Source organism: Rhizobium sp. BK049 (assembly GCF_014193135.1).
Lineage (GTDB): Bacteria > Pseudomonadota > Alphaproteobacteria > Rhizobiales > Rhizobiaceae > Rhizobium.
Window position 1 is genome coordinate 18,868 of the sequence record NZ_JACHYV010000021.1, and the last position, 16,369, is coordinate 35,236.

Genomic DNA, 16,369 nt, shown 5'->3' on the forward strand with positions numbered 1-16,369 from the left:
CCTCAGGCCGCTTTCTCGGCGTCCATCTGTGCAAAGGCCTGCTTGGCAATCTTGATCGCGTGGTTGGCGGCGGGAACGCCGGCATAGATCGCCACATGTAACAGCGCCTCGCAGATATCCTCCCGGGTCGCACCCGTATTGGCGGTGGCACGCACATGCATGGCGACCTCATCGTCCTGGCCGAGTGCGGCCAGCAGCGCGATGGTGACGATCGAACGCTCGCGCCTCGTCAGCGCCGGGCGCGACCAGACATGGCCCCAGGCGGCTTCGGTGATCAGCTCCTGGAAGGGGCGGTCGAACTCCGTCGTTGCCGCTATGGCGCGCTCGACATGGACGTCGCCGAGCACGGCGCGACGGGTCGCTACGCCTTGCCGATAGCGTTCGGAGGAGGAGGCTGTTTCGTTCATGGGCTGCTTTCTCCAGGCGAAATAGAGGTGAGGAAGGCGCGGATGATCGCCGTCAGCGCCTCCGGCTGCTCAACACAGGGAATATGCGCGCAATCGCGGATGACTTCGTAACGAGCGCCAGGGATCAGCCGCGCCGTGGAGAGCACGAGATCGGGCGGTGTCGAGCCGTCCTGGTCGCCGACGATGCAGATTGTCGGCACAGCGATCGACTTCGCGGCCTCGGTGAAATCCGAGTCGCGGATCGCCTCACAGGCGGCGAGGTAACCCTCCACCGGCTGGCGCGTCAGCATGTGGCAATAGCCGGAATAGGCGGTGTTCTCGGGCCGACGGAAGGCCGGCGTGAACCAGCGCTCCATGATGGCGTCGACGATGCTGCCGATGCCATCTTTCTTGACGGCGGCAATGCGGGCGTTCCAGCTCTCTGCCGTGCCGATCTTGTGGGCGGTGTCGCAAAGGATGAGGGCGCCGACGAGATCCGGCCGGTGCTGAACGAGCGACTGAGCGATGAGGCCGCCAACCGAGAGGCCACAGATGACGGCATCCTTGACCGAGAGCAGGTCGAGCAGGCCGGCAAGATCGGTCGCATGATCCTCGATCGACGAGGGGAGCTGGCCGACGTCGGAAAGGCCGTGGCCGCGCTTGTCGTACAGCACGATGGCGTAATCGCCGGCAAGCCGTAGCACGACATCGCGCCAGATGCGGAAATCCGTTCCGAGCGAATTGATGAAGACGATCACCGGCCGGTCGGCGGGAGCGCCGATAAGCTGATAGTGGATCGTCACGTCGTTTATGTGGGCGAACTGCACGTCGCTTCCTCCGTCATCATGAGCTCAGCCGGGTAGCCACTCATCCGGCTGCCGCCACCTTCTCCCCGCGTGCGGGGAGAAGGTATCTGCCGCACCGTCTCCCTCAACCTCGATGCCTCGTTTGGCACGTCCCCTCGCCCCGCCTGCGGGGAGAGGGTTAGGGTGAGGGGCAGCCATTCCCGCCCCTTCGTCATGCTCGGGCCTGGCCCGAGCATCCACACGGCATCACCAGCCGCGGGTCAAGGCCGAGGATGACCGATTGCGCCTTCTCGTCAACTCGCCACCATCTCTTGGCGCAAAACTGGATGGTTGATCCGGTTAAGTAAAATGATATTTTCAGGCATCTCGATAACCCAGGAGTTATGGAATGATCGACAGCCGCGTCAAGTTTCGTCATCTGCAGACCTTTGTCGAAGTGGCGCGGCAGAAGAGCGTCATGAAGGCGGCGGAGTTGCTGCATGTCAGCCAGCCGGCGGTGACGAAGACGATCCGCGAACTGGAAGAGGTGCTGGGTGTTGCCGTATTCGAGCGCGACGGCCGCGGCATCAAGATCACCCGTTACGGCGAGGTTTTCCTGCGGCATGCAGGCGCCGCGCTGACGGCGCTGCGCCAGGGTCTCGATTCCGTCTCGCAGGAGCAGTTCGCCGATGCGCCGCCGATCCGGATCGGCGCCCTGCCGACGGTGTCGTCGCGCATCATGCCGCGGGCGATGGAACTCTTCCTCAAGGAAAATACCCGGAGCCGGGTGAAGATCGTCACCGGCGAAAACGCCGTGCTCTTGGAGCAGCTTCGCGTCGGCGATCTCGACCTCGTGGTTGGCCGCCTGGCCGGAGCTGAGAAGATGGCGGGCTTTTCCTTCGAACATCTCTATTCCGAGCAGGTGGTGTTTGCCGTGCGTCCCGGCCATCCGCTGCTCGATAGCCGGCAATCGCCCTTTGCCGGTTTCGCCGACTACACGGTGCTGATGCCGACGCGCGGCTCGATCATCCGGCCGGTCGTCGAAAATTTCCTCATCGCCAACGGTATCTCCAGCCTGCCGAATCAGATCGAGACGGTGTCGGATTCCTTCGGCCGCGCCTTCCTGAGGGCAAGCAATGCGATCTGGATCATTTCCAACGGCGTGGTGGCAGGCGATGTCGCCGATGGGCGGCTGGCGCTTCTGCCGATCGACACCGGCGAAACCAAGGGGCCGGTCGGGCTTACGATGCGCGCCGACGCGGTGCCATCACTGCCGCAATCGATCCTGATGCAGACGATCCGCGAGGCGGCCGGAGAGCTATCCTGAAGTCCCACTTCCAATTAACTTGCCGGATGCCCAGATTTGGACTAAATCTAGTTCAAGACAGGAGAATGCTATGCAGCAGGCAAGACACAGGGAGCAGGAGCCGGAGCGGCTGGAAACGCAGCGGTTTGCGCCGGCCAATCGAAGGCGGCTGAGCCCGCCGGCCTTGCGGACCTTCCTGGCGATCGCCGATCTCTGGGGGCTCACTGAAGAACAGCGCCTCCTCGTGCTCGGTTATCCCTCCCGCTCGACCTATCACAGCTGGGCCAAGCAGGCGCGTGAGCACGGCGCCTTCACCCTCGATGTCGATACGCTGACCCGGATCTCCGCCGTGCTCGGCATCCACCAGGCGCTCGGCGTGTTGTTTGCCGACGAACGCGCCGGAATCGACTGGCTGCGAACGCCGCATCAGGCGCCTGTCTTCGGCGGCCACCCGCCGCTCGATATCGTCACAAGCGGCACCCAGGACGGGCTGATAACTGTGCGCCGGTTTCTCGACGGCGCGCGCGGCGGGCTCTATATGCCGCCGAACAGGCTCGACGAGGATTTCACGCCTTACGAAGACACGGACATCGTCTTCCGGTGAGCGACCGTTTTGCCGAGGCGCCGCATCCCTCCTACCGGCTGATCCCGTCGCAATTTCCGCCAATCGGTCTCTTCGATACGGTGGCGAGGGCGGCCGATCTCGAAGCCGTCATGGAACTTGTGGGATGGACCAATGACCGGCTCGTGGCCGACCGCATCCGGCGGCTTCCCGAAAACGAATGGGTCTACGGCACGCCCAATGCCAGCATCGTGATGGCGGCATTCCTGCATGTCGCACCCGGCGGCATGCGGTTCAATGGCCCCGATCTCGGCGCCTGGTATGCAGCCGACAATCTGAAGACAGCCGCCGCCGAGGTCGGTCATCATCTCCGCCGCGAGGCTGTGGCGCGTGGGGTGGCGACGATGGCGCGCACCTATCGCAGTTATACCGCCACCCTGGTCGGCGACTATCTCGACGTTCGCGGCGAACAGACGCTGCGGCCCGATATCTATGACGGCACGAGCTACGCTGCATCGCAGGTGCTCGGCGAAGAGGTGCGCTCGAGTGGCGGCGCCGGCATTCTCTATGACAGCGTGCGGCTGAGAGGCGGAGTGAACGTCGCGGCGCACCGGCCGAGGAATATCCGCGACGTGGTGCAGGCCGATCATTTCGAAATCACTGTTTTCGCCGCCGACCGGCGCATCGATGTGAGGAAGCTTTCCACCCGACGACGGCCAAAAGGCGGTGCCTAAAGCGGCAGGCGTTCGGCCCACGCCTTTGCCGCCTTTGCCATCGCGGCGAGGTGGTCGGCAGCGGAGAAGCCGGAGATTTTCTTGCGCGGCTTCAGGTCGTGGTCGCCGTCCTCAAGCCAGAGGACCTCGATCCTGTCGGAGAGATCATAGCCCGGCACCTCGTCCTTTGTCCCGAACTCGTCGCGCGTACCCTGGCAGATCAGCGTGGGTGTCGCGAGCCTTTTGAGGTGGCCGGTGCGCAGCTTCTCCGGCTGGCCGGGCGGATGGAAGGGATAGCCGAGGCAGAGCAGGCCAGTGATCTTTCCCCTGTCGTAGAGACCGTCTGCGACCATGCTCGCCACCCGTCCGCCCATCGACTTGCCGCCGATGATCAGAGGACCGCCAGCGTCGAGCGCGGCAATCGCGGCCTCATATTCGGGGTTGAGGGTTTCGGCGCGCGGCGGCGGCTTGCGCCCTTCCGCGGTGCGGCGGGCGGCCATATAGGCGAATTCGAACCTGGCGACGCGAAAGCCGACGCCGGCAAGCGCGTCGGCCGCCGCTGTCATCGAGGCCGAATCCATCGGCGCGCCGGCGCCATGGGCAAGAAGGATGGTGAAGCGAGCATCCTGCGGGCCCTGCAGCAAAAACCTTTCGAGCATCGGCAATCCTCCATCCGCCCCCGGAACCATGTCGGCAGCCCGGACTTCTTCCCTGGAAAGGAGACAGACAATGTCGACGAATGATGAAAACGTAAAGCCCGAGCAGCGCCGTCCCAAGGATGTCAATGTGGTTCCCGGCAAGCCGGAACCCGCCGACGCCGAATCGATGGCGCCGCCGGCCGTGCAGCCGGCTGGGGAGGGCGACAAAAGCGAGCGGCCGGTGGTCAATCCGGTGACCGGCGCCGCCCTTTAGTGGCCGCATGCTAAAGATGATGCAAAAAGCCCTTGAAACGGCGAATGCAAGCGTCCATATAGCGGGCCTGCCTGAAAAATGGATGCGCCCGGTATCGACGTTGTCGAGCTGTTCGCTGTCCGACAGGATAAGGGCGCTCCCCGCAAGGGTCGAGCGCCCTTTTTGCTTTTCCGACGTCGGGTGGAATCACGGCTTGGGTTTGCATTGGTGGCGATAGCGAGCAACTCCTACCATAATCTATAGAGCACTTCGGAATCCCGAAATTGGCTGGATCCTTGAAATTGTTCAACGTTTTTCCACGGGCACATGGCTGAAAAGGCGTCGAATTTCGGAATCCCGAAGCGGGCGGATTTCGGGACTCCGAAGTGGGATTTTTTTAGCGCCGGCGTTTTCTCGCTGAGCGAAGATTATCCCATCTCCCGCGTGCTCGCCGTCAGAAAATCGATGAAGGTACGGACCTTGGCCGAGAGATATTTGCGGCTCGGATAGACGGCGTAAAGCGTGCTGTTGAAGCCGAGCATAATGGCCGGAAGCACGATCTCCAGACGGCCTGCCTCGATATCCTGCTCAGCCATCCATGTCGGCAGGAAGGCGAGGCCCATGCCGCGCAGGGCCGCCAGGTGCATAATTGTCTCGTTGTCGCTCTGCATCACCGTGCGGAAGGTGATCTTGTGTGGTCCGTCCGGACCTTCCAGCGACATGCTTTCCCCAGAATTGACACCGGAGTAGCGAAGCAGTGCGTGGCCGTTGAGCTCGCCGACGTTCCGGGGCCGCCCGGTTCGCTCGAGGTAATCCGGCGAGGCCATGAGACGGAACTGCACATTCGTCAGCGGGCGGGCGACGAGGCCCGGATCGAGCCGGTCCTGCGACGTTGCCCGCAGCGCCAGATCGAAACCTTCGTCAACCAGATTGACCAGCCGGCCACTGAGATCCAAGTCCAGGCAGACGTCGGGGTAGCGCCGGTTATACGCTGCCAGCATGTCGGTAAAATAGCTGGTTGCCGCCCAAACCGGCGCGCTCAGTTTCAGCATGCCGCGGGGAGCGACCGTCACATTGCCGATCGCGTCTTCCACCTCGTCCAGCCGTTCGAGCATCTCCCTGGTTTGGTTGAAATAAAGCCGCCCTGTCTCCGTCAGGCTGACATGCCGGCTGGTTCGGTTGAGCAGCCGCGTGCCCAGCCGGCTCTCGAGCTGTATCACATGCTTGCTCGCCATTGCCGGTGAAACGCCCAGGCGATCGGCGGCAGCGGTGAAGCTTTTCAGTTCGGCGACGGTGCAAAATACCCGCAGGCTCGTCAACGTATCCATTGATCATCAACATCCAGGAAATGGTTCTTCAATATCTGCCACATTGATCAATGATGGAGATAAAATCAAAATCTTCCTATCAAAGCGCTGCCCCAATGCTCGCGGCAATGATGCGAAGGACAATTCCGGTGACAGATTCTCGACTCCCGACCTATTTCGTCAGCCATGGCGGTGGTCCCTGGCCCTACATGACAGGCGAATTCCGTCGCAACTTCGACGTGCTCGAACAGTCGCTGGTCGACATGCGCGCTGAACTCGGTGATGCGCCGAAGGCGATCCTCGTGATCTCGGGGCACTGGGAAGAGGAAGGTTTTGCCATATCGTCGGGCGTCAAACCGGGCATGGTCTACGACTATCACGGCTTTCCCGAACACCTCTATCACATCACCTACAATGCCCCCGGTTCGCCTGATGTCGCAAACCGCGTCCAGCATCTGCTGCGGGCGAGCGGTATCGAAGCGGCGCTTGATCCGACGCGTGGTTACGATCACGGCACGTTCAGCATCATGAAGCCGCTCTATCCGGAAGAGAACATCCCTGTCGTGCAGCTTTCGCTGGATGCGGGTTATGATCCGGGGCTGCACATCAGCGTCGGCCGGGCGCTGGCGCCGTTGCGTGACGAGGGCGTCCTGATCATCGGCAGCGGTCTCAGCTATCACAATCTTTCGGCCATGCGCGGCACCGGCGGATATGAGCCGTCCCGCCGCTTCGATGCCTGGCTTCAGGAAACACTGGTTCACATAGCCTGCGACAAGCGTACCGAGCGGCTGATCGAATGGCAGCAGGCGCCGGCCGCCCGGGCGGCGCATCCGCGCGAAGACCACCTCATCCCGCTGATGGTGGTGGTCGGCGCCGCCGAGAACGAAGCCGGCGCCACCACCTATCACCAGAAGGATTTTGCCGGCGGGCTCACCGCATCGAGCTTCCGTTTCGGCCGCGCGCCCTCAACCCCCCAATCACATGGAGATGCGCAATGACCGGCGAAATCTTCAAGCCGTCTTCGCCACGCCGATAAGGCTCTGGAAAGAAAACCAGGAACTCAGAAGGCGGCCTCCGCCGCCTGACCTCACATCAACCTTTTTGGAGAAACTCGATGATCAATACCGGCAAATGGACGCCATACATTCTCGCACTTCTGCGCATCATGGCGGCCTTACTCTTCCTCGAACATGCCACAATGAAGTTTCTGCAGTTTCCGGGTCCGATTCAAGGCGTACCCTATCCGCTGCCCGCCCTCCTTCTGGTTGCAGGCGCAATCGAGGTGATCACCTCTGCTCTGATGCTCGTCGGATTTCAAACGCGCATCGCCGCATTCATCGCTTCGGGCGAAATGGCTGCCGCCTACTTCATGGGCCACACGCCGTATGGCTTCTGGCCGGCGCTGAACATGGGCGAAGGTGCCATCCTGTTCTGCTTCATCTTCCTCTACATCGCCTTTGCCGGCGGCGGAGCCTGGACGCTCGACAACGCGCGTCCTCCCGCCACGGCTTGAGACGGCCTCATCCGGGAATCGCCTGTGCCCGGCAGCCGGGCATAGGTGCAAACGAAACGCCAAAAATTCTGGAGGCGCAATGAAAGCGGCACTTCTGAAATCCTATGGTGATGTCGATCAGTTCGAAATCGCGGATATTCCAGCGCCGAAGCCCGGACCGGGCGAAGTCCTAATCAAGATAGAGGCATCCGCCGTCAACCCCTTCGATCTCATTCTCCGCCAGGGCTTTATGGCGCAGTACATCCCGCTTCCGCTGCCGGCCGTGCTCGGAGGTGACGCCGCCGGCACCATCTCGGCATTCGGCGAAGGTGTGACCGGTTTTGCGGTCGGCGACCGGGTGGTCGCCGATTTTGCCGCAAACGGCAGAGGCGCGCATGCGGAATATGGTGTCGTTCCCTCGACATCCATCGCAAGGCTGCCGGCCGCACTCGGCTTCGAGCAGGGCGCCTCGCTGGTCAAGGCAGGTCTTACCGGCCGGCAGACCGTCGAAGCGCTCGGCGTCAAGGGCGGCGACCGGGTTCTCGTTTCTGGCGGCCTCGGCACGGTCGGACGGTCCGCCATCCAATACCTCAGGCAGATCGGCGCCCAGCCGGTTGCGGGCGTCCGGCCCGAGCGGCTGAACGAAGGCCGAGGGCTGGCGGGCGAAGCACTCGACATCACGGTTCCCGCCGCAAGCCCGAGTTTCGACTACGCGATCAGCACGGCCGGCCCGGTGGCCGGCAACCTCATCGGTTATGTCCTTGACCGCGGCACGGTTGCGAGCATCGTTCCGGTGCCGGAAGGCGCCAATGCCGGAAACCGCGTTATCATCCGCGAACTCTATCATCGCACCGACGCGGCCATGCTCGACTCTATTCTGGCGTCCGCCGCCAGCGGTGACCTGGTGATCTCGATTTCCCATACCTTCACCCGGGAGCAGATCGGCCTTGCCCAGAACGCGGTTGCGGCAGGTGCTCCCGGGAAGGTCGTTCTCAAACACTGAAAAGCAGACAAGCGGCACCGCATCACGCGAAAGGTAGCACCGGCATGACGTTCTTCATGCCGGTCGTTTCGGTCGCTTGCGTGGTTTTCTGTTCCATTCCTCCTCAAAGTCGGATTTTTCCCGCCGGTCCTGTCGATTTTCGCCTCTGAGGATCGTCTTCCTAACGATGTGCTGGAAATCCGTTGCGATCGCGGCACATCCTTTGAGCGCCCGAGACGCGCGACGACAGAAGGAGGATATGTGATGGATGATCAGCAGCTGGTACCTGCCGCCGTACTCGCGGCAAAAAACGGCGTCCGTTTTCCCAATGAGAGCGAGGAATATCGCAGTGCCCGCGATGCGCTGTTGGCCGAAGAGATCGAATTGCGCCGGCACATCGAGCGCGTGGCAAGACAGCGCCGGGCGCTGCCGCCGGGCGGCGAGGTGAAGAAGGATTATCGCTTCGAAGGCGCCGACGGGCCGATCTCGCTGAGCGAGCTCTTTGCCGACAAGGAGACGCTGATCGTCTATAGCTACATGTTCGGGCCGGAGCGCGAGCGTCCATGCCCCATGTGCACTTCGCTGCTGTCGGCCTGGGATGGCGAGGTGCCGGATATCCAGCAGCGCGCCGCCCTTGCGGTGGTCGCGCTTTCGCCGATCGGCAGACTGCTCGCCTTCAAGAAGGAGCGCGGCTGGCACCACCTGCCGCTTTATTCCGATCCGTCGGGCGATTACAGCCGCGACTATCACGCCATAGGCAGAGGCGGCGGTGATGACGCCGCCTACAACGTCTTCACGCGGCGCGACGGCACGATCCGCCACTTCTGGAGCCAGGAAATGGGCGGCGTGACGGCTGATCCCGGCGAGGATCCGCGCGGCGCGCCCGATCTGATGCCGCTCTGGACGCTGATCGACACGACGCCGGAAGGCCGGGCGCCGGACTGGTATCCGAAGCTGTCCTACTGACGGTTTTAGCGCGCGCTGCGTCAGCCGGTGGAGCGGTTTCTGGAGGTCTCGATCCATTCGAGATTGGTCACAGAAGCCTCCGGCAGCAACGACGGATCGAGATCGTAGACGTAGCCGCTCAGCATGTCGGCGGCGCGTTCGGCCGCCTTGATCTTCGCCTCGGTTTCCGCGACCGCCTTGGAGATCGCTTCGATGCGGGCGCGGAACATATGGGCGAGCACATCACGGCCGGACTGCTTTTCCAACCGCTCCAGATGCAGGCCGACGCGCGAGGCGTGGCGTTCCAGCTCGCTCTTGCTGAACCGCGCCTTGCGCAGTTCCTCGGAGAGGCTTTCCTGCATGACCGCGACCGGATCGAAACTGCCCGGCGCCCGCTCGTCGAGCACGGCGTCGGTCACGAGCTTCTCGATCATCACAAGCGCCTGCAGCTCGGCCGCATCGGCGAACTCGACGTCATAGCCGGTATCGTCATAGACCTTGCGGCGGACCGGATCGAGAAGCAGCGCATAGGCTTTCTGCAGATTGTCGAAGGCCTCCGTATCGCCGCCCGAATCAGGATGGGCGACCTTTGCCAGGCGCCGGTAGGCCGCCTTCAGCTTCGCCTCGTCCGCATCGCGTTCAACGCCGAGAATATCGTATGGATCCGTCACACCTGCTCCCTTGCCGCCCTTGATGTCGCGGGCAGTCTAGGTCTTCTTCTGCATCAGAAGGGCAAAGTTTAGACCGAAAGCAGGAACGGCGTCCATGCCCTGATATCGCGATCGCCGATGCTGGCACCCTGATTTTTTCCGAAATCGATCGAAATTCCAAACTGTTAAGGGAAAATCAGTGAGTGGCGATCGAGATGAGATAACATCTGGCCTGGCCGTCGATATCAAGCGCAGCTATCGTCATATCCTCGATCAGCAGCGTGTCGCCGGCTGCAAGCGTCCCGGTCTCGCCCGACCGGCGGAATGACACCATGCCGCGGTGGCAGAGGAACAGGCATGTCGGCGATGGCAACGGCAGGCGCGTGGCGCCGTCGATGTCGATTCGGGCGAGGCTATGGGTGAGGCCGGCCCGGCGCGTCATGACGTTGAGATCGGTGATCGCGCCGTCTTCGAGCCTGGCGGTGACGGGGATATCAGCCGGGAAGGCAAGAGGAGTGCTTTGTGTCGTCAGCAGGACAGCAGCGCTGCCGTCGATCTCGAGCACCATGCCGTTGCCGTCGAGGACCGCCAGCGTCCGGTCGATGCCCGGGAAAATCGAAAACGGTCCGTCCTCCGCGACCGCTGCCATGCTGATGCGCCAGTCGAAATCGTCGATCGAGGCGCCTGGCGGAGAGACGGCGATCTCCACCGTCTCTCCCTTGCCGTTCTTCCACGGCATGCGCTTGTGATCGCCGGCGCGCAGGATCCTCATGTGGTTCAGTTTCCGAGGATGCCGGGCAGGCGCAGGCCCTTGTCCCGGGCGCAATCGAGGGCGATGTCGTAGCCGGCATCGGCGTGGCGCATGACGCCTGTCGCCGGATCGTTCCAGAGCACGCGCTCGAGACGCTTTGCCGCATCATCCGTGCCGTCGGCGCAGATGACGACGCCGGAGTGCTGCGAGAAGCCCATGCCGACGCCGCCGCCGTGATGCAGCGACACCCAGGTGGCGCCAGAGGCGGTGTTGAGCAGGGCGTTGAGCAGCGGCCAGTCTGAGACAGCGTCGGAGCCGTCCTTCATCGCCTCGGTTTCGCGGTTCGGCGAGGCGACCGAGCCGGAATCGAGGTGGTCGCGGCCGATGACGATCGGCGCGGAAAGCTCGCCGTTTTTGACCATTTCATTGAAGGCCAGAGCCAGGCGGTGACGGTCGCCGAGGCCGACCCAGCAGATACGCGCCGGCAGGCCCTGGAAGGAAATGCGCTCCCTGGCCATGTCGAGCCAGTTGTGCAGGTGCTTGTTGTCGGGCAGCAGCTCCTTCACCTTGGCATCGGTCTTGTAAATATCCTCCGGGTCGCCCGAGAGGGCTGCCCAGCGGAAGGGGCCGATGCCGCGGCAGAACAGCGGTCTTATATAGGCAGGCACGAAGCCGGGGAAGGCGAAGGCGTTTTCCAGGCCTTCATCCTTGGCGACCTGACGGATATTGTTGCCGTAGTCGAGTGTGGGAATGCCGGCGTTCCAGAAGGCGATCATCGCCTCGACATGCTCGCGCATCGAGGCGCGCGCCGCCTTTTCCACAGCCTTCGGATCGCTTTCGCGCTTGGCCTTCCATTCGGCCATAGTCCAGCCTTTCGGCAGGTAGCCGTTGATCGGATCATGCGCCGAGGTCTGGTCGGTGACGATATCGGGGCGGATGCCGCGGCGGACCATCTCAGGCAGGATTTCGGCGGCATTGCCGAGCAGGCCGACGGATTTGGCTTCGCCAGCCTTGGTCCAGCGGTCGATCATCGCGAGCGCCTCGTCGAGCGTCTCGGCCTTGGCGTCGAGATAGCGGGTGCGTAGGCGGAAGTCGATCGAATCCGGATTGCATTCGACGGCGAGGCAGCAGGCGCCGGCCATGACGGCGGCGAGCGGCTGGGCGCCGCCCATGCCCCCGAGACCGCCGGTCAGGATCCACTTGCCTTTGAGATTGCCGCCGTAATGCTGGCGACCGGCCTCGACGAAGGTCTCGTAGGTGCCCTGCACGATGCCCTGCGTGCCGATATAGATCCACGAGCCGGCCGTCATCTGGCCGTACATGGCAAGGCCCCTCTTATCCAGCTCGTTGAAATGATCCCAGGTCGCCCAATGCGGCACCAGATTGGAGTTGGCGATCAGTACGCGCGGCGCATCCTTATGCGTGCGGAAGACGCCGACCGGCTTGCCAGATTGCACCAGCAGCGTTTCCTCTTCCGTCAGCGTCTTCAGCGTGGCGACGATGCGGTCGAAATCCTCCCAGGTGCGCGCAGCGCGGCCGATGCCGCCATAGACGACGAGCTCGTTCGGATTTTCGGCGACGTCGGGGTCGAGATTGTTCATCAGCATGCGCAACGGCGCTTCCGTCATCCAGCTCTTGGCATTGAGATCGTTGCCGCGGGGCGCGCGGATTTCACGGATATTGTGGCGTGGATTGGTCATGACGGTTCCCCTGTCGAGTGAGCTTTATCGTTTCAGGCCGGGTGCTATCTGTTCGAGGCGCACCAGAATGTTTTTGAGATGAATGCGAAGCCTGTCGGCCTTGGCGGCGTCATAGGCGAAGGGCGGCGTCTCGGTCTGCAGATGCGTCGATTGCGCGAGCTCCATCTGGATCGCGTGCACACCGGTCTCGGGCCGGCCGTAATGGCGGGTCGTCCAGCCCCCCTTGAAACGGCCGTTGAGCACGCTGTCATAACCTTCGGCGGCTTGCGTGACGGTAAGCGTCGCCTGCTCGACGGCGCCGTCGCAGGCCCTGCCCATATCGGTGCCGATATTGAAATCCGGCAGCTTGCCTTCGAACAGGAAGGGAATATGCGAGCGGATCGAGTGGCAATCGTAAAGGATCGCGACGCCATGGATTGCCCTGACGCGCTCGATCTCGGCGGCAAGTGCCGCGTGATAGGGCGCATGGAAATCCCTGAGCCGCGCAGCGATATCGACCTCGGCGGGCGCCTGCCCGTCCTTCCAGATTGGTTTGCCGTCGAAGTCCGTTTCCGGAACGAGACCGGTGGTGTTCTGGCCGGGATAGAGGCTGACGCCGGCAGGATCGCGGTTGGCGTCGATCACGTAGCGGTGGAAGGTGGCGCGGACCGTCGTGATGTTGTCGAGCAGCCCGTCATAGAGGTGGTGGATGTGCCAGTCGGTATCGGCGAAGATACGGCCATTGTCGTTGAGGCGGTCGGCGATGTCGGGCGGCACCTCGGTGCCGGTATGGGGGAAGCCGAGGATGATCGGCGAGGTGCCCTGGCGGGTTTCGTATGGTGCGGTCATAGGCAAAGCGCTCCGGCGTTGCGGGCGTTACCCCCCTCTGTCCTGCCGGACCCGGGGTCGAGCCGCGGGTCTCGACCCGTCCTTCGGACCCCCACAAGGGCGAAGATCGACCCGCGGATGGGGCTGTGCCAAACAATTGATATTGGAACGAGCGGGTCCGCCCAGCCGATCTCCCCACTTGTGGGGGAGATGCCCGGCAGGGCAGAGGGGGGTGCAAAGTGCACAGACATCACGATCAACCCTCCAAAACCGGCAAAATGCCATTCGAAACCGAGCTGTTCAGCGCCCCCGTCGCCACCAGTGCGGCGGCGGCGGCGAGATCCCCGGCCATATAGCGGTCGCTATCGAGGCTCGGCACCTTGGCGCGGATCGCAGCGATCGCCTTCAAAAGCTCCGGGCTCGTCGACAGCGGCGCGCGCAGTTCGACGCCCTGGGCTGCCGTCAGCGCCTCGATGCCGATAATGGCGAACAGGTTTTCGGTCATGCCGAGCAAGCGCCGGGCGCCGTGGCAGGCCATAGAGACATGGTCTTCCTGATTGGCAGAGGTCGGTGTCGAATCGACCGAGGCCGGGTGCGACATCTGTTTGTTCTCCGACATCAGCGCCGCCGAGGTGACCTCGGCGATCATAAGGCCGGAATTCAGGCCCGGCTTCCTGGCGAGGAAGGCCGGCAGGCCATAGGAGAGGGTGGGGTCGACGAGCAACGCAATGCGGCGCTGCGAGATCGCGCCGATCTCGCATATGGCGAGCGCGATCTGGTCGGCGGCGAAGGCGACGGGTTCGGCGTGGAAATTGCCGCCAGAGACGACGGAATTATCCGAGAGCACCAGCGGATTGTCGGTGACCGCATTGGCTTCGATCTCCAGCGTGCGGGCGACCGAGCGCAAGAGATCGAGGCAGGCGCCGTCGACCTGCGGCTGGCAGCGGATGCAATAGGGGTCCTGCACCCGCTCGTCGCCCTCGATATGGCTCTGGCGGATGATGGAGTTTTCGAGCAGGCCGCGCAGGGCTGCTGCCGTGTCGATCTGCCCCTTATGGCCGCGCAGCGTATGGATATCGGCATGGAAGGGCGCCGAGGAGCCCATGGCCGCATCCGTGGACATGGCGCCCGTGATCAAGGCGGATTGGGCGGCGCGATGGGCGCGGAACAGGCCGGCGAGCGCCAGCGCCGTCGAGGCTTGGGTGCCGTTGATCAGCGCCAGGCCCTCCTTGGCGGCGAGCACGACCGGTTTCAGCCCGGCGCGTTCGAGGGCTTCAGCGCCGGAAAGGCGTTCGCCGTCGAAAAAGGCTTCGGCCTCGCCCATCATCACTGCCGCCATATGGGCGAGCGGCGCAAGATCGCCGGAAGCGCCGACCGAACCCTTTTCCGGGATCAGCGGGATGACGCCCTTATCCAGCATGCCTTCGATCAGCCGCACCAGTTCCAGCCGCACGCCGGAGGCGCCGCGCCCGAGCGAGACGAGCTTCAGCGCCATGATCAGGCGCACGATATTCTCCGGCAGCGGCGCCCCGACGCCGCAACAATGAGACAGGATGAGATTGCGCTGCAGGGTGGCGACATCGGCGCTGTCGATCTTGATCGAGGCAAGTTTGCCGAAGCCGGTATTGATGCCATAGACCGGCGCGTTGCCGGCGGCGATCTCGGCAATGCGGGCGGCGGCCTTGTTTATGCCGGCATCGAAAGCGGGATTGAGTCTTGCCGGCTCGCCCGTCCAGTAAATAGTCTCGAGGTCGTTGAGCGAGACGGTGCCCGGGTGGAGGGTGATGGTCATCGACCGTTCCTTTCGCCCTTGAAGATACGCGCATGAAGTGGGTTGAAGCCGATGCGGTAGACGAGCTCGGCGAGGGTTTCGACATTCCAGACGGCGAGATCGGCTGACTTGCCGGGCTCGATCGTTCCGGTCTCGGCGATGAGGCCGAGAGCGCGGGCGCCTTCGCGGGTGGCGCCGGCGATGCATTCCTCGACGGTGAGCCCGAACAGTGTCGCCGACATGTTCATGGTCAGCAGCATCGAGGTCAGCGGCGAGGTGCCGGGATTGCAGTCTGTGGCGATCGCGATCGGCACGCCGGCCCGGCGCAGCGCCTCGACCGGCGGCTTCTGCTTCTCATGGATGGCGTAGAAGGCGCCGGGCAGGAGCACGGCGACAGTCCCAGCAGCCGCCATCGCGGCAACGCCATCTTCGTCGAGATATTCGAGATGATCGGCTGAAAGCGCGCCGTATGACGCAGCAAGCTTGGCGCCGCCGAGATTGGAGAGCTGTTCGGCATGCAGCTTGACCGGCAGGCCGAGCGCCTTCGCCTTGTCGAAGACCCGGGCGATCTCGGTCGTGGAAAAGGCGATGCCCTCGCAGAACCCGTCGACGGCATCGGCGAGGCCGAGATTATACATGTCGTCGAGGCCGGGCAGCACGACATCGTCGAGATAGTCGCCGTTGCGGCCTTTGTATTCCACCGGCGTCGCATGCGCGCCGAGATAGCTGGTGGCGACGCGCACCGGTCTGATATGACCGAGAAGGCGCGCGCTCTGCAGCATTTTCACTTCGCCGGCCCGGTTCAGCCCGTAGCCGGACTTCACTTCGATCGTCGTGACACCTTCGGCAAGCAGCGTATCGAGCCGCGGCAGCGCTTCGGCGACGAGGTCTTCGACCGACAGCGCATTGGTGGCCTTCACCGAGGACACGATGCCGCCGCCGGCGCGGGCGATTTCTTCGTAGGTCGCGCCGGCAAGGCGCATCTCGAATTCGCGGGCGCGATTGCCGCCGTGAACGATGTGGGTGTGGCAGTCGACGAAACCGGGGGTGACCCAGCGGCCTTCGAGATCCACGATCTCGGATTTCTCGATGGCGGATGCCGGCAATTCGCTTTCGGCGCCAGCAAATGCGATACGGCCCCCTTCAGTCAGCACGGCGCCCTTTTCGATGATGCCGAGACCTGCTCTGTCGGGCGCCAGCGTCGCAAGCCGCGCATTTCGCCACAGCACCGGCCGGATATCGGCGGATGGGGTACCCTCAGAAAAATTGTTCCCGCTCATCAGCTTTGCGCCTTTCCTTATGCCGAAACATGTATATACAT

The 16,369-nt window shown here is 63.3% G+C and carries 18 protein-coding genes; 8 read left to right on the forward strand and 10 right to left on the reverse strand.

What is annotated here, in order from left to right; translation table 11 throughout:
- Positions 1–2: 2 nt before the first annotated feature.
- Together pcaC and pcaD are read right to left on the reverse strand one after the other, a co-directional pair.
- On the reverse strand, positions 3–407 hold the full coding sequence (gene pcaC / locus FHT70_RS20770; RefSeq protein ID WP_183704508.1) for a 4-carboxymuconolactone decarboxylase: 405 nt from the start codon (positions 405–407) through the stop codon (positions 3–5).
- Positions 404–1,213, reverse strand: coding sequence for a 3-oxoadipate enol-lactonase (gene pcaD, locus FHT70_RS20775; protein WP_183704510.1), 810 nt, complete (start codon positions 1,211–1,213; stop codon positions 404–406). Before pcaD ends, pcaC begins: the two co-directional genes overlap by 4 nt.
- Before the next feature lie 367 nt (positions 1,214–1,580).
- Here pcaD and pcaQ point away from each other — a divergent pair, with 367 nt between their 5' ends.
- From pcaQ to FHT70_RS20790, 3 genes are all read left to right on the forward strand, one after another.
- Complete coding sequence (gene pcaQ / locus FHT70_RS20780) at positions 1,581–2,498, forward strand: pca operon transcription factor PcaQ (protein ID WP_183704512.1); 918 nt, start codon at positions 1,581–1,583, stop codon at positions 2,496–2,498.
- Positions 2,499–2,568: 70 nt separating this feature from the next.
- The gene (locus FHT70_RS20785) at positions 2,569–3,081 is read left to right on the forward strand and encodes an MbcA/ParS/Xre antitoxin family protein (protein WP_183704514.1); all 513 of its coding nucleotides are present in this window, start codon (positions 2,569–2,571) and stop codon (positions 3,079–3,081) included.
- Positions 3,078–3,773, forward strand: a complete 696-nt coding sequence (locus FHT70_RS20790) for an RES family NAD+ phosphorylase (RefSeq protein WP_183704516.1) — start codon at positions 3,078–3,080, stop codon at positions 3,771–3,773. The genes FHT70_RS20785 and FHT70_RS20790 overlap by 4 nt, the downstream gene beginning before the upstream one ends.
- On the opposite strand, the gene FHT70_RS20795 is transcribed toward FHT70_RS20790, so the two are convergent.
- Positions 3,770–4,411, reverse strand: coding sequence for an alpha/beta family hydrolase (locus FHT70_RS20795; RefSeq protein ID WP_183704518.1), 642 nt, complete (start codon positions 4,409–4,411; stop codon positions 3,770–3,772). The two genes, FHT70_RS20790 and FHT70_RS20795, sit on opposite strands and share 4 nt — an antisense overlap.
- A gap of 70 nt (positions 4,412–4,481) precedes the next feature.
- Here FHT70_RS20795 and FHT70_RS20800 point away from each other — a divergent pair, with 70 nt between their 5' ends.
- Complete coding sequence (locus FHT70_RS20800) at positions 4,482–4,664, forward strand: hypothetical protein (protein ID WP_183704520.1); 183 nt, start codon at positions 4,482–4,484, stop codon at positions 4,662–4,664.
- Positions 4,665–5,071: 407 nt separating this feature from the next.
- Here the strand turns inward: FHT70_RS20800 and FHT70_RS20805 are convergent, their stop codons facing one another.
- On the reverse strand, positions 5,072–5,971 hold the full coding sequence (locus FHT70_RS20805) for a LysR family transcriptional regulator (protein WP_183704522.1): 900 nt from the start codon (positions 5,969–5,971) through the stop codon (positions 5,072–5,074).
- Positions 5,972–6,099: 128 nt separating this feature from the next.
- Here FHT70_RS20805 and FHT70_RS20810 point away from each other — a divergent pair, with 128 nt between their 5' ends.
- The 4 genes from FHT70_RS20810 (at position 6,100) to FHT70_RS20825 (ending at position 9,390) form a co-directional block, all read left to right on the forward strand.
- Positions 6,100–6,948 (forward strand): class III extradiol ring-cleavage dioxygenase, encoded by an 849-nt coding sequence (locus tag FHT70_RS20810; protein WP_348649558.1) that lies wholly within the window; start codon positions 6,100–6,102, stop codon positions 6,946–6,948.
- 116 nt (positions 6,949–7,064) lie between these two features.
- On the forward strand, positions 7,065–7,463 hold the full coding sequence (locus tag FHT70_RS20815; protein WP_086083302.1) for a DoxX family protein: 399 nt from the start codon (positions 7,065–7,067) through the stop codon (positions 7,461–7,463).
- A gap of 79 nt (positions 7,464–7,542) precedes the next feature.
- The gene (locus tag FHT70_RS20820) at positions 7,543–8,445 is read left to right on the forward strand and encodes an NADP-dependent oxidoreductase (protein WP_183704526.1); all 903 of its coding nucleotides are present in this window, start codon (positions 7,543–7,545) and stop codon (positions 8,443–8,445) included.
- Between the two features lie 243 nt (positions 8,446–8,688).
- Positions 8,689–9,390, forward strand: coding sequence for a DUF899 family protein (locus FHT70_RS20825; RefSeq protein WP_183704528.1), 702 nt, complete (start codon positions 8,689–8,691; stop codon positions 9,388–9,390).
- A 20-nt stretch (positions 9,391–9,410) separates the two neighbouring features.
- On the opposite strand, the gene FHT70_RS20830 is transcribed toward FHT70_RS20825, so the two are convergent.
- From FHT70_RS20830 to hutI, 6 genes are all read right to left on the reverse strand, one after another.
- Positions 9,411–10,040 carry a J domain-containing protein gene (locus tag FHT70_RS20830; RefSeq protein WP_011427926.1) on the reverse strand — a complete coding sequence of 210 codons (630 nt, stop codon included), beginning with the start codon at positions 10,038–10,040 and terminating at the stop codon, positions 9,411–9,413.
- Between the two features lie 175 nt (positions 10,041–10,215).
- Entirely contained in the window at positions 10,216–10,791 is a 576-nt protein-coding gene (locus tag FHT70_RS20835) for a HutD family protein (protein WP_097598831.1), read from the reverse strand.
- A 5-nt stretch (positions 10,792–10,796) separates the two neighbouring features.
- Positions 10,797–12,470, reverse strand: coding sequence for a urocanate hydratase (hutU, locus tag FHT70_RS20840; protein WP_183704530.1), 1,674 nt, complete (start codon positions 12,468–12,470; stop codon positions 10,797–10,799).
- Positions 12,471–12,494: 24 nt separating this feature from the next.
- Positions 12,495–13,298, reverse strand: coding sequence for an N-formylglutamate deformylase (hutG, locus tag FHT70_RS20845; RefSeq protein ID WP_183704531.1), 804 nt, complete (start codon positions 13,296–13,298; stop codon positions 12,495–12,497).
- A 235-nt stretch (positions 13,299–13,533) separates the two neighbouring features.
- Positions 13,534–15,069, reverse strand: a complete 1,536-nt coding sequence (gene hutH, locus FHT70_RS20850; protein WP_183704533.1) for a histidine ammonia-lyase — start codon at positions 15,067–15,069, stop codon at positions 13,534–13,536.
- On the reverse strand, positions 15,066–16,328 hold the full coding sequence (gene hutI, locus FHT70_RS20855) for an imidazolonepropionase (protein WP_183704535.1): 1,263 nt from the start codon (positions 16,326–16,328) through the stop codon (positions 15,066–15,068). The genes hutH and hutI overlap by 4 nt, the downstream gene beginning before the upstream one ends.
- Between the last annotated feature and the right edge of the window lie 41 nt (positions 16,329–16,369).

What these genes read in the sequence shown, in the direction of transcription:
- pcaQ (WP_183704512.1), top strand. Translation starts at nt 1,581, where the DNA reads ATGATCGACAGCCGCGTCAAGTTTCGTCATCTGCAGACCTTTGTCGAA.
- pcaC (WP_183704508.1), bottom strand. Translation starts at nt 407, where the DNA reads ATGAACGAAACAGCCTCCTCCTCCGAACGCTATCGGCAAGGCGTAGCG.
- FHT70_RS20795 (WP_183704518.1), bottom strand. Translation starts at nt 4,411, where the DNA reads ATGCTCGAAAGGTTTTTGCTGCAGGGCCCGCAGGATGCTCGCTTCACC.
- FHT70_RS20835 (WP_097598831.1), bottom strand. Translation starts at nt 10,791, where the DNA reads ATGAGGATCCTGCGCGCCGGCGATCACAAGCGCATGCCGTGGAAGAAC.
- FHT70_RS20815 (WP_086083302.1), top strand. Translation starts at nt 7,065, where the DNA reads ATGATCAATACCGGCAAATGGACGCCATACATTCTCGCACTTCTGCGC.
- FHT70_RS20805 (WP_183704522.1), bottom strand. Translation starts at nt 5,971, where the DNA reads ATGGATACGTTGACGAGCCTGCGGGTATTTTGCACCGTCGCCGAACTG.
- hutG (WP_183704531.1), bottom strand. Translation starts at nt 13,298, where the DNA reads ATGACCGCACCATACGAAACCCGCCAGGGCACCTCGCCGATCATCCTC.
- FHT70_RS20800 (WP_183704520.1), top strand. Translation starts at nt 4,482, where the DNA reads ATGTCGACGAATGATGAAAACGTAAAGCCCGAGCAGCGCCGTCCCAAG.
- hutH (WP_183704533.1), bottom strand. Translation starts at nt 15,069, where the DNA reads ATGACCATCACCCTCCACCCGGGCACCGTCTCGCTCAACGACCTCGAG.
- FHT70_RS20825 (WP_183704528.1), top strand. Translation starts at nt 8,689, where the DNA reads ATGGATGATCAGCAGCTGGTACCTGCCGCCGTACTCGCGGCAAAAAAC.
- hutU (WP_183704530.1), bottom strand. Translation starts at nt 12,470, where the DNA reads ATGACCAATCCACGCCACAATATCCGTGAAATCCGCGCGCCCCGCGGC.
- FHT70_RS20820 (WP_183704526.1), top strand. Translation starts at nt 7,543, where the DNA reads ATGAAAGCGGCACTTCTGAAATCCTATGGTGATGTCGATCAGTTCGAA.
- FHT70_RS20785 (WP_183704514.1), top strand. Translation starts at nt 2,569, where the DNA reads ATGCAGCAGGCAAGACACAGGGAGCAGGAGCCGGAGCGGCTGGAAACG.
- hutI (WP_183704535.1), bottom strand. Translation starts at nt 16,328, where the DNA reads ATGAGCGGGAACAATTTTTCTGAGGGTACCCCATCCGCCGATATCCGG.